14 protein-coding genes are annotated in these 12,077 nt (G+C 51.2%); 3 read left to right on the top strand and 11 right to left on the bottom strand.

Annotated elements, in window-relative coordinates; all coding sequences use genetic code 11:
* Positions 1-68: 68 nt before the first annotated feature.
* The 3 genes from ACO0LN_RS17165 to ACO0LN_RS17155 are packed head-to-tail and all read left to right on the top strand — an operon-like array spanning position 69 to position 2,747.
* Complete coding sequence (locus tag ACO0LN_RS17165) at positions 69-1,112, top strand: type IV pilus twitching motility protein PilT (protein WP_422975844.1); 1,044 nt, start codon at positions 69-71, stop codon at positions 1,110-1,112.
* A 19-nt stretch (positions 1,113-1,131) separates the two neighbouring features.
* Complete coding sequence (locus ACO0LN_RS17160) at positions 1,132-2,268, top strand: PilT/PilU family type 4a pilus ATPase (RefSeq protein ID WP_422975842.1); 1,137 nt, start codon at positions 1,132-1,134, stop codon at positions 2,266-2,268.
* The gene (locus ACO0LN_RS17155; protein ID WP_162039951.1) at positions 2,265-2,747 is read left to right on the top strand and encodes a glutathione peroxidase; all 483 of its coding nucleotides are present in this window, start codon (positions 2,265-2,267) and stop codon (positions 2,745-2,747) included. Before ACO0LN_RS17160 ends, ACO0LN_RS17155 begins: the two co-directional genes overlap by 4 nt.
* Positions 2,748-2,775: 28 nt before the next feature.
* On the opposite strand, the gene ACO0LN_RS17150 is transcribed toward ACO0LN_RS17155, so the two are convergent.
* From ACO0LN_RS17150 to rplM, 11 genes are all read right to left on the bottom strand, one after another.
* On the bottom strand, positions 2,776-3,312 hold the full coding sequence (locus ACO0LN_RS17150; protein ID WP_422975840.1) for a DUF2867 domain-containing protein: 537 nt from the start codon (positions 3,310-3,312) through the stop codon (positions 2,776-2,778).
* Positions 3,313-3,315: 3 nt separating this feature from the next.
* Complete coding sequence (gene glcF / locus ACO0LN_RS17145; protein ID WP_422975838.1) at positions 3,316-4,614, bottom strand: glycolate oxidase subunit GlcF; 1,299 nt, start codon at positions 4,612-4,614, stop codon at positions 3,316-3,318.
* 2 nt (positions 4,615-4,616) lie between these two features.
* Positions 4,617-5,681, bottom strand: a complete 1,065-nt coding sequence (gene glcE / locus ACO0LN_RS17140) for a glycolate oxidase subunit GlcE (RefSeq protein WP_422975836.1) — start codon at positions 5,679-5,681, stop codon at positions 4,617-4,619.
* A gap of 31 nt (positions 5,682-5,712) precedes the next feature.
* Positions 5,713-7,191: an FAD-linked oxidase C-terminal domain-containing protein gene (locus ACO0LN_RS17135; RefSeq protein WP_422975834.1), complete on the bottom strand. Its 1,479-nt coding sequence runs from the start codon at positions 7,189-7,191 to the stop codon at positions 5,713-5,715.
* 179 nt (positions 7,192-7,370) lie between these two features.
* On the bottom strand, positions 7,371-7,859 hold the full coding sequence (locus ACO0LN_RS17130; RefSeq protein WP_422975832.1) for an ankyrin repeat domain-containing protein: 489 nt from the start codon (positions 7,857-7,859) through the stop codon (positions 7,371-7,373).
* Between the two features lie 181 nt (positions 7,860-8,040).
* Positions 8,041-8,391, bottom strand: coding sequence for an iron-sulfur cluster insertion protein ErpA (gene erpA / locus ACO0LN_RS17125; protein ID WP_110255173.1), 351 nt, complete (start codon positions 8,389-8,391; stop codon positions 8,041-8,043).
* 48 nt (positions 8,392-8,439) lie between these two features.
* Positions 8,440-8,829 (bottom strand): bactofilin family protein, encoded by a 390-nt coding sequence (locus tag ACO0LN_RS17120; RefSeq protein WP_422975830.1) that lies wholly within the window; start codon positions 8,827-8,829, stop codon positions 8,440-8,442.
* A 99-nt stretch (positions 8,830-8,928) separates the two neighbouring features.
* Entirely contained in the window at positions 8,929-9,654 is a 726-nt protein-coding gene (locus ACO0LN_RS17115) for a DUF6776 family protein (protein ID WP_422975828.1), read from the bottom strand.
* A gap of 10 nt (positions 9,655-9,664) precedes the next feature.
* Positions 9,665-10,702, bottom strand: coding sequence for an N-acetyl-gamma-glutamyl-phosphate reductase (gene argC, locus ACO0LN_RS17110; RefSeq protein WP_422975826.1), 1,038 nt, complete (start codon positions 10,700-10,702; stop codon positions 9,665-9,667).
* 168 nt (positions 10,703-10,870) lie between these two features.
* Positions 10,871-11,263 carry a 30S ribosomal protein S9 gene (rpsI, locus tag ACO0LN_RS17105; protein ID WP_110255177.1) on the bottom strand — a complete coding sequence of 131 codons (393 nt, stop codon included), beginning with the start codon at positions 11,261-11,263 and terminating at the stop codon, positions 10,871-10,873.
* Positions 11,264-11,272: 9 nt separating this feature from the next.
* Positions 11,273-11,701: a 50S ribosomal protein L13 gene (gene rplM / locus ACO0LN_RS17100; RefSeq protein ID WP_110255178.1), complete on the bottom strand. Its 429-nt coding sequence runs from the start codon at positions 11,699-11,701 to the stop codon at positions 11,273-11,275.
* Positions 11,702-12,077 lie beyond the last annotated feature (376 nt).

Below are 12,077 nucleotides of genomic sequence, written 5' to 3'. Positions count from 1 at the left end.
ATATTGCGATATCTTGCTTTAGAGCAGCTTACCTACAATCAGCAACGATTTCATTACCGGAATTATAAATGGACATTTCAGAACTGCTGGCGTTCTCCGTCAAGAACAATGCCTCCGATTTACACCTATCCTCCGGCTTGCCGCCCATGATACGGGTACATGGTGATGTCAGGCGCATTAATTTGCCGCCACTGGAGCATAAAGACGTCCATGAGCTGATCTATGACATCATGAATGACTCGCAACGCAAAGCCTATGAAGACACGCTGGAGTGCGATTTTTCCTTTTCCATCCCGGGTCTGGCACGTTTCCGTGTGAATGCCTTTAACCAGGAACGCGGCGCGGCTGCGGTTATGCGTACCATTCCATCCAAGATTTTGTCGCTGGAACAGTTGAATACGCCCAAGATTTTTGCTGACCTGGCCTTGAAGCCACGTGGTCTGGTGCTGGTGACCGGGCCTACCGGTTCAGGTAAATCAACGACCCTGGCGGCGATGGTGAACCACCTGAATGAGCATGAATATGGTCACATCCTGACGGTCGAAGACCCGATAGAATTTGTGCATGAATCCAAAAAATGCCTGATCAATCAGCGTGAAGTCGGCCCGCATACGATGTCTTTCAACAACGCGCTGCGCTCTGCCCTGCGTGAAGATCCTGATGCCATCCTGGTCGGTGAGTTGCGTGATCTGGAAACCATACGCCTGGCACTGACTGCTGCTGAAACGGGTCACTTGGTGTTTGGTACCCTGCATACATCATCTGCCGCCAAAACTATCGATCGTATTGTCGACGTATTCCCGGCGGAAGAAAAAGAGATGGTGCGTTCGATGTTGTCAGAATCCCTGCAAGCGGTTATCTCGCAAACCCTGCTGAAAACCAAGGATGGTTCTGGCCGTGTGGCGGCGCATGAAATCATGCTCGGCACCCCGGCGATACGCAACCTGATCCGCGAAGCCAAGATTGCGCAGATGTATTCATCAATACAAACCGGTAGTAACCTGGGCATGCAGACGCTGGATCAAAATCTGACCGATCTGGTGCGCCGCAATGTCATCTCGGTGGCGACTGCACGTGGTGCAGCCAAAACACCAGACAACTTCCCAGGCTAAGAGATCAAAGGATAAGAACATGGAACGCGATCAGGCCACCAAATTCATGAATGATTTGCTGAGACTCATGCTCAGCAAAAACGGTTCAGACTTGTTTATTACTGCAGACTTCCCGCCAGCCTTCAAGATAGACGGGCGGGTAACGCCAGTGTCGAATCAGCCGCTGTCCCCAGCACACACTGTCGATCTGGCCCGTTCTATCATGAACGACAAGCAGTCATCAGAATTTGAATCGACCAAGGAATGTAATTTCGCGATCAGCCCGGCAGGACTGGGGCGTTTCCGCGTCTCGGCCTTCATGCAGCAAGGCCGCGTAGGTCTGGTATTGCGGACGATTACCACGGCCATTCCTAAACTCGAAGACCTGGGTTTGCCGGAAAATCTCAAAGAAATCGCCATGACCAAGCGCGGCCTGGTCATCATGGTGGGAGCTACCGGCTCGGGTAAATCCACCTCGCTGGCGGCCATGCTGGGTTACAGAAATGCAAATAGCTACGGTCACATCATTACGATTGAAGACCCGATAGAATATGTGCACCCGCACATGAATTGCATCATCACCCAGCGTGAGATTGGTATTGATACTGAAGACTGGGGTGCAGCGCTGAAAAATTCCCTGCGCCAGGCACCAGATGTTATCCAGATCGGTGAGATCCGTGACCGCGAAACCATGGACTTTGCTGTTGCCTTTGCAGAAACCGGCCATCTTTGCCTGGCCACCCTGCATGCGAATAGTTCCAACCAGGCGCTGGACCGTATCATCAACTTCTTCCCGGAAGAACGTCGCCAGCAATTGCTGATGGATTTGTCACTGAACTTGAAAGCCGTTATTTCTCAGCGCCTGGTACCACTAAAGGGTCGCAAGGGTCGTGCTGCTGCTGTAGAGATCATGCTCAATACACCGCTGGTGTCTGACCTGATCTTCAAAGGTGCGGTACATGAAATCAAAGAGATCATGAAGAAGTCCCGTGAGCTGGGCATGCAGACCTTCGATCAATCTTTGTTTGATTTGCATGAAGCAGACCAGATCACGTATGAAGATGCACTGCGCAATGCCGACTCTGTCAATGAACTGCGTCTGGCCATCATGTTGAAGGGCAAAGACGCCAAAGACCGTGACCTTAGTGCAGGCACCAAACATCTGGGCATAGTATGAGTACGCTCGATTTTCAAGCAAATAGCCTGCAAGGCACGCCCGTCGATCTGAAACAATATGCAGGCAAGGTATTGCTGATCGTGAATACGGCCAGCAATTGCGGCTTCACGCCACAGTACAAGGGACTGGAAGCGATCTACCAGCAATTCAAGGACAAGGGTGTTGAAGTACTGGGCTTCCCCTGTAACCAGTTTGGTCATCAGGAACCAGGGTCGGCTGGTGAAATTGGTTCCTTTTGCGAAAAGAATTATGGTGTGACTTTCCCGCTTTTCGACAAGATTGATGTCAATGGCGACAAGGCTCACCCTTTGTTCCAGCACCTCAAAAGCCAGGCTCCTGGCTTATTGGGTAGCCAATCCATCAAATGGAACTTCACCAAGTTCCTGGTCAAGAAAGATGGCACGGTATTCAAACGCTATGCGCCACAGACTGCGCCTAAAGATTTGCTCGATGATATAGAAAAGCTGCTGGCGGAGTGACGCAGGTATCGCGAGATAAACTCTGAAGTCACAGGCGCCCCGCCAGTATTGCCTGGCGTATCAGCAGTTTTAAGCCCCAGCGATGAAAAGGGCGTATCAGTTGCATATAGACTCGCCCAAACCAGTTGTGAGTGATGCAGACCGTTGATATGACAATAGCGACGGTCTGCCCTTGTTCTACACGCATAATCGAAAGCCGGAAATCCAGATGGCGATTGTCGCGTCCGGCAACCAGTTCTTCTGAACTCAAATAAAAAATAGGCCATGCGCCTATTTTTTCACCTACCTTGTAATCTGATCTCATGCGTGGATGCATAATCTCTGCGTTGTCTGGCACGGCAATGCCAAATAGGGACACCAGGTAATTACGGCTGAGCATGATTAACTTCATCCATGCTGGCCTGTGCATGAATATCGCATGAAATGCATCACTGACTGTCAGTTCGCTACGACCAAGCTCAACCCTGTACGAATCGCGATAATAGGCTGCATGCACTAGCTCGGGCATCAGCACACTTTGCTCTGGATGCCCGCATTCGCTGAGGAGTGTGCGCTGGCCGGGCATGTGTCACTCGGGTTTATTTACAGCGGATGGCGCACTGACAGCTTCAGGTAAATCCTGACTTATCGCAGAGTCCTGCAAGGCCCTGTCTATGAGTTCTATCCAGTGTTGCACCGGCAATTCTGTGCCTGATTGCAAATGCGTGAGGCATCCTATATTCGCCGACAAGATCATCTCTGCATCTGTCGCCTCCAGATTGCGTAGCTTATTATCCCGCAATTGATACGAGAGCTTGGGTTGCAGGACAGAATAAGTACCGGCTGAACCGCAGCATAGATGACTGTCGGCACACAGCTTCACATCGACACCTATCGCTGTCAACAGGCCCTCAACCTTGCCGCGTATTTGCTGACCATGTTGCAGCGTGCAAGGCGGGTGCCAGGCGATGCGCTTGCTGCGTGTGTTGATATTGCCTTGCAGGCGCTGCACCAATTGCGGCTGGAATTCTGGCAAAATTTCACTAAGGTCACGGGTCAGCATGGATATTTTTCCAGCCTTGCCTGCATAGGCCTCATCATGTGCCAGCAAATGCCCATACTCTTTTACCGTGGCACCGCAGCCGGAGGCGGTCATGACGATGGCTTCTGCACCGGCCTCTACATAGGGCCACCAGGCATCGATATTCTGACGCATATCATTGAGGCCATCTTCATGCTCATTCAGGTGATAGCGTATGGCCCCGCAACAACCTGCCTTGGGTGCAATCTGCAATTGCACACCCATGGTATCCAAAACCCTGGCAGTAGCGGCATTGATATTTGGTGACATCGCGGGCTGCACGCAACCGTCGAGCAAGAGCATCTTGCGGGCGTGTTCAGTTTGCGGCCATAGGCCTGCATCTTGCGCGACCGGCACTTTATTTTGCAAGGCCTTGGGCAAGACTGCGCGCAGGCTTTGCCCCAGCTTCATCGCTGGATTGAATATCCATTTGCGTGGCAGCACGGCTTTGAGAGCGGCGCGATTCAGTTTTTGGAACAGCGGACGGCCTACCTGTTTTTCGACTACCTGACGGCCTATATCCACCAGGCGACCATATTGCACACCGGATGGGCAGGTGGTTTCGCAATTGCGGCATGTCAGGCAGCGGTCCAGGTGTTGCTGGGTTTTGACTGTAGCAGGTTTGCCTTCCAGTACCTGCTTGATGAGGTAGATGCGGCCACGCGGGCCATCAAGCTCATCGCCGAGTAATTGATAAGTCGGGCAAGTGGCTGTACAAAATCCGCAGTGCACACACTTGCGCAAGATATCTTCGGCCTCTTTGCCTTCGCGTGTGTCTTTGATGAAATCAGCGAGATTGGTTTGCATTTTTACCAGCCTTTATACATGCGACCGGGGTTGAATATACCGGCAGGGTCAAAAGTATTCTTCAGGCGTCTGTGTATTTTTTCCAAGGGCGCAGACAAGGGGGCGAACGCGCCTATGCTCTTGTCGCCACCACGGAACAAACTCGCGTGGCCACCGGCAGCCAATGCCGCCAAGCGTATCAGTTCTGGTTTTTCTGTGCTGTAAAGCCAGCGCTGCGCCCCGCCCCATTCGATCATAGATTTACCAGTCAGCTTCAGGGCCGGGCTGATAGATGGCAGTGATAAGCGCCACAGACCGTGTTCTTCTTCCTGCTGAAAAAAATCCAGGGTCTGTTCACGCAAAGCCGTCCAGAAAACCGTAGCATCCTGCATTTCTTCACCACCCAGCCTGGCCTTGGCGGCGCGCACTGCGGCCTCAGCACCTGACAGGCGCAGCATCAATCGGCCTACATGCCAGCAACTGGCTGAGATAGGCAAGGCCTGGCCTGCCCACTGATTCAAACGCGTCAGCGCATCTGCTTCTGACAAGGCAAACACCAGGGTGGTTTCTGCAAAGGGACGAGGCAGGACCTTGACGGAAATATCCAGCAGCAAACCCAGGCAACCCATGGAACCAGTGAGCAAGCGAGAGACATCATAGCCTGCGACATTCTTCATGACCTGACCACCAAATTCCAGTATTTGCCCTTGGCCATTCATGAGGCTGGCGCCCAGCACAAAATCACGCACAGCACCGACGGCAGGCCGCCGTGGGCCAGACAAGCCTGCTGCGACGACACCGCCTATGGTGGCGGTAGCACCAAATTGCGGTGGCTCGAATGCCAGCATCTGGTTTTGTGCTGCCAGGGCGGTTTCTATTTCTGTCAGTGGCGTACCGCTGCGGGCTGTCAGCACCAGTTCTGTCGGGTCATACGCCAGGATGCCGCTGTAGGCGCGGGTATCCAGTACCTCACCCTGCACTTCCTGCCCATACCAGTGCTTGCTGCCACCGCCCTGTATCTGCAGCGCTGTGGCACTGGCGCTTGCAGCCAATATGCGATCACGAAAATTATCTAAGGTCGTTTGCATGCCATCGTCCAATTAAGTCTAGCCTCTGTCTTTAAAAACGCGGCAAATCAGGGAACTTCACTACGCCTCTTTTCACATGCATGCGGCCGTATTCAGCGCAGCGGTGCAAGGTAGGTATGGCTTTATCCGGATTCAGCAAGGCCGCAGGATCAAATGCCCGCTTCAGGGCGAGGAAGGCAGTGATCTCTTCGCTGGAAAACTGTACGCACATGGAATTGATTTTTTCTATGCCCACGCCATGTTCACCGGTAATCGTGCCACCGACCTTGACGCATAACTCCAGTATCTCAGCACCAAATTCCTCTGCCCGGTGAAACTCACCTTCTTTGTTTGCATCAAATAAAATCAGCGGGTGCAAATTGCCATCACCGGCATGGAAAACATTGGCGCAACGCAGGCCATATTTCTCTTCCATTGCAGTGATGCCGATCAGGACTTGCGCCAGATGCTTGCGCGGTATCGTGCCATCCATGCAGTAATAATCGGGGGAGATACGACCCGCAGCGGGGAAAGCATTCTTGCGGCCAGACCAGAAACGCAGGCGTTCTGCTTCGGTTGTGGATACTGCCAGTGCGGTAGCGCCTGCCTGCTCCAGCACGGCGCTCATACGGGCGATTTCTTCTTCGACTTCTTCTATAGTTCCGTCTGATTCGCAGAGCAAAATCGCCTCGGCATCGGTGTCATAGCCTGCCTGCACAAAGGGTTCGACCATGCGCGAAGAGGTCTTGTCCATCATCTCCAGCCCGGCAGGAATGATGCCTGCCGCGATGACACTGGCCACGGCATTGCCGCCTTTGACGACATCATCAAACGAGGCCATGATGACGCGTGCCGTTTGCGGTTTAGGAATGAGTTTGACGGTCACTTCAGTAACGATGCCCAGCATGCCTTCAGAACCGATGAATACTGCCAACAAATCCAGGCCAGGTGCATCCAGTGCGCCGCCGCCCAGCTCCATGACTTCGCCTTCCATGGTGATGGCGCGCACGGCCATTACATTGTGTACGGTAAGGCCATATTTGAGGCAATGTACACCACCAGAATTTTCTGCCACATTGCCGCCTATGGTGCAGGCGATTTGTGAAGATGGGTCGGGTGCGTAATACAAGCCATGTGCAGATACCGCTTCAGAAATCGCCAGGTTACGCACGCCTGGCTGTACCACGGCAGTGCGGGCATAAGCATCGACCTTGATGATCTTATTGAGCTTGGCGGTTGACAGTACCAGGCCATCGGCAATCGGCATGGCACCACCGGACAAGCCAGTTCCTGCACCACGCGGCACGATGGCAATCTGCTTTTCACGGCAGATATTGATAATGCTGATGACCTGGCTTTCATTCTCTGGCAGGGTCACCACCATCGGCAACTGGCGGTAGGCAGCCAGACCGTCGCATTCATAAGGACGGGTATCTTCTTCATCATACAAAATGCAATGCGCAGGCAATTGCTGACGCAGTGCGCGCACAAGGTCTTGCTGGCGTGAAGATATGGCTAGGGATGCTTCCATGCTGGCTCCTGTTTATTCAAGGAGTGTAATCAGCTTTAATGCTCTTGTGATGAATTGTTCTCAGAAATTGCCGCAAATACTTTTCATTGCTTCTTCCAGAAGTGCTGCATGCAACATGCCTGCCAAGGAGACTGCTTTACAGAGCGAGAAATTACCAGCCCTGTCAGCAAGAAAATTATTTACTTAGCGCCAGCCTTGACCAGGATGTCTATCATTTTCTTGTTCGGCCTGGCTACACCCTTGGCCCATGACAAAGGCGTATCACCATTGGGTGCAGTGGCATTCACGTCAGCTTTTTTACTGATCAAAAGCTGGACTGTTTCCAGCTTGTCTGACATCACGGCGCAAAATACAGGTGTATGTCCATCGCCATTGGTAGATTCTATGCTGGCGCCAGCTTTAAGCAAAGCCAGGATGATGTCATTGTTACCCTTCAATGCTGCTTGCGTCATGAAGGTGGGGGCGGCACGGCTGTCTTCCTGCAAGTCCAGCTTGATCTTGTCCTTGATGAGCTTTTCTACGGCAGCGGCGTCATTACCATCAATCGCCTTGAGCATGGCATTGTACTGGCGGCGTTCTGATTTGCTCAACTCGCCTTCACCTGCATGTACGGTCATTGTCATAGTGAGTGAAATGGATACCAGGATCAATGCCAGTTTATTTTTCATGTCGAACCACCTTGCCAAATTAATTAAAATGCCAGAGGGCCGAATCTTACAGGAAATCATTTGATAAGCAATTTATCAAGACTCTGTAAACTGTAACAATTAATTCTACCTTTAGCACCAATCAGGCACGCAAAAAACAAAAGGACGCCTAAGCGTCCTTTTTCAGGCAAATCAACGAGGATTATGCTGAGAATGAAGACCCGCAACCACAAGTGGTTGTTGCATTCGGGTTCTTGATGACAAACTGTGCGCCTTCGAGGTCATCCTTGTAATCGATTTCTGCGCCAACCAGATACTGGTAGCTCATGGAATCGATCAGCAAATGGACGCCATTCTTGGTCATGGTCGTATCATCTTCATTAGTGATTTCATCAAATGTGAAACCATACTGGAAACCTGAGCAACCACCGCCTTGTACGAAGACGCGCAGTTTCAGGTCAGGGTTACCCTCTTCTTCAATCAGCTGGGCTACTTTGGCAGCGGCGCTTTCAGTGAAAACAATGGGTGCGGGCATTTCGGCAACAGCGTTCATAATTACTCCTTCAGACTATTTACCATCATTATAGACCCGCACAGAAATCTATGCATTGTTCGCTGCGAGTTTCAAGACAGGTTCATGCGGCTGGTCATGGCTAAGCTTGCCAGAAACTACAGCGCCGCTCAGCATTTCCAGTGTTTTGTAGTGCACATCACCAGATATTTGTGCTTTTGGCTGTAATTCAAGCAATTCTGAAGAAAATACCGGACCATTGATGACGCCATTAACAACTATGTGGGCGGCGCGGACTTCACCATCAATTTTGGCTTGCTCAGAAATAACCAGCATGCTCGATGATTCCAGATCAGCAACCACGTTGCCGCGGATATGTCCATCAATGCGCAAACCGCCTTTGAAATGCAAATCGCCCTGGATGACGGTGGTTGCACCGATCAGGCTGTCTATGGTGTTTTTGGTTTTTCGATTAAACATTGGTGTTCCTTCATGAGGAAATAAGCCAGAAGCCGCAGCATATCAGAAATGCTATTTTAGCAAGCGCAGCGTTTCTTTGCCTGGTTTAGGGATTGACCACTATAAATTGACCATTTGCTGAGCCCGGATCTGGCCATTCGATAATACTTTGGCCTGCACACCTCTAACCGTAGCTCCTTCTGGCAAGGTAATAGTACCTTCCAGTCTTTGATAATGCCGGAATGACAACTTCAGCTTACCGGCATCGCCCGATTTAGGATCGGGAAACAGCATCGTAGCAGGTTTACCGGCTTGCACCAAGTTTAGGCTGAATTGCATTTCCCCGGTGAAATCACGGCCACTTTTACCGCCTTGCATGACCAGCGCCCTGAAGCGCAACTGGCCTGGGCTAAGTATTTCCACCTTGAAATTCTGTAGCGAGATACCTTCCGCACCGACTGCAGAAGGCGTCAGGCTCTCAAAAAAAGCCAGGTCGTCCTTGAGCTTGAGGTTTTCTGTCGTCAAAGCCTTGACCTGGTCGGTCAATTGCTTCTGGGTAGATTTGTCGATGTTGACCGTGCTCTCTATGGTATTGGCTGCCAGTGACAACTTGTCGCGCTCGGCAGTCAATTCCTTGATTTTTTCTTTGAGTTCTTCGACTTGGTCAGCACTGATCCTGGAACCAAGAGCAAAATTCTTGCCCAGATCATAAGTCCACCAAGCGATGCCGGCAGCAACAGCAATGACGATGCCAGCCATGGCCATTTTTGATGACCATGGACGTTCATGCGTAATCGTCATTTTTGGCGCCAGGAAGCGCTTGGGAGTCAGACGTGACTTTGCCATGACCGCGCGATTACGGCAGCACTGGCACGTGCATCAACCCGGTCGTTTCTTCCAGGCCAAACATCAGATTCATACATTGCACTGCCTGGCCAGATGCGCCTTTGACCAGATTATCCTGCACAACCAGTATGACGACCGTATTGCCATTGTTTGGCCTGTGCAAAGCCAGACGCAACATGTTGGAAGCGCGGGTGGAACGTGCCTCTGGATGCGAGCCAAATGGCAAGACATCAACAAAAACTTCATCCTTGTAGGCATTTTCAAACAGGGCTTGCAGATCTTCGTTGCTGATTTCTGTAGTCAGGCGCGCATACAGGGTGGAATGCATGCCACGTATCATCGGTACCAGGTGCGGCGTGAACAACAGGCCGATCTGGTCTTTGCTGATGCGCTGCAATTGCTCTACCGTCTCAGGAGTATGCCTGTGGCCGGATACAGCATAGGCTTTGAAGCTGTCACTGGTCTCAGAGAACAAGAGACCCAGTTCAGCCTTGCGGCCTGCACCGGATACGCCGGATTTGCAGTCAGCGATGAGGTTGCCTGCATCAATGATGCCCGCCTTCAGCAGCGGTGCAAAACCCAATTGCATGGTGGTTGGATAGCAACCTGGGTTGCCAACTACCCTGGCGGTCTTGATGGCGGCACGGTTCAGCTCTGGCAGGCCGTATACGGCTTCTTCCAGTACATCGGTACAGGTGTGCGGGATGGCATACCATTTTTCAAATTCTGCCACATTCTTCATGCGGAAGTCGGCTGCCAGGTCGATGACCTTGACGCCGGCGGCCAGCAGTTCAGGTGCCTGTGCCATGGCGACGCCATGCGGGGTAGCAAAGAAGACGACGTCGCATTCTTTGAGGTTGGCTTTGTCAGGCGCAGAAAAAGCGATATCGACGCGGCCACGCAAGGAAGGATACATGTCAGAAACCGGCAAGCCATCTTCCTTGCGGGAAGTGATTGCCGTGATGTGCGCTTCAGGATGGGTGGCCAATATGCGCAGTAATTCTACCCCGGTATAACCCGTGCCACCTACGATGCCAATTTTAATCATATGCTTTCCTTGCAAGAAATTTTGACGCTATTCTAGCAGCATAAGAGTCCATGCCGCTGCGACTGAAAAAACTCGTTACATGCTCCAAAGCAAAAAAGCCGCCCTTGCAGGCGGCTTTCTCTTGTAACAATTGCAGCAATTGTAGTAATTGCTTCCAGCGATAAAAAATTAACGCTTGGAGAATTGTTTTGCGCGACGTGCTTTGCGCAGACCAACTTTTTTACGTTCAACTTCGCGAGCATCACGAGTAACGAAGCCAGCTTTGGACAATTCAGGTTTCAAAGCAGCATCATAGTCGATCAGGGCACGAGTGATACCGTGACGAACAGCACCGGATTGGCCGGATTCGCCGCCGCCGTGAACGTTAACCATAATGTCGAATGTTTCGAGATTATTAGTCAGTTCCAGAGGTTGGCGGATGACCATCAGGCCAGTCTCACGAGAGAAATACTCGTTTGCTGGTTTGCCGTTGACAACGATCTTGCCGCTGCCGGATTTCAGGAATACGCGAGCAACTGCGCTCTTGCGACGGCCAGTTCCGTAGTTGTAATTACCGATCATGGCTAATCCTTAGATGTCGAGTACTTGTGGTTGCTGAGCTGCATGCGGATGTGTTGCATCTGCATAGACTTTCAGCTTCTTGATCATTGCATAGCCGAGTGGGCCTTTAGGCAACATGCCTTTGACAGCTTTCTCGAGTGCACGACCTGGAAAACGCTCTTGCATTTTCTGGAAATTTGTTTCATAGATACCGCCTGGATAACCAGTGTGACGGTAGTATGTTTTGTTCAGAGCTTTAGTACCAGTCACGCGCAGTTTGCCTGCATTAACAACAACGATAAAATCGCCTGTGTCTACGTGTGGTGTAAATTCTGGTTTATGTTTGCCGCGTAAACGGAGTGCCACTTCGCTGGCAACACGTCCGAGTACTTTATCTGTCGCGTCAATCACGAACCAGTCGCGCTGAACCTCATGGCCCTTAGCGGAAAAGGTTTTCATGTTGAATCCTAATAAAAGTTAAAAACGCCCTCAAATATTCTGTGTTTTTGGTGGTTCTGCCATTCATTTCAGCAGACTCGTCCTTATCACTTCTCCCTTGGGCGATCAGGGAGTCGGAAATTATAGTATTTTCAAAGACTTAGTGCAAGGACTGTTTAATTTTTGTGCAGGCTTGGCAGCAAGTATGTGGGAATTTTGCAGAAACACAGACAAAAAAAAACCCGAAGACTGGCTTCGGGTTGAATCCACCAAAGGAGTAGGTGGAGGAGACAATTGCAGGGTTAGTTGCCAGACTTGCTATTAACTAACCGATGAGTCAATAATAGGATAAGAAATTGTGCAGTGCAAGGTAATTCACAGTTTTTTTCGCAAAAGT

This window comes from Undibacterium sp. TC9W (genome assembly GCF_049339865.1).
Classification (GTDB): Bacteria; Pseudomonadota; Gammaproteobacteria; order Burkholderiales; family Burkholderiaceae_D; genus Undibacterium.
Note: the sequence above shows the minus strand (reverse complement) of the source record. Positions and strands in the feature narration are given on the sequence as shown.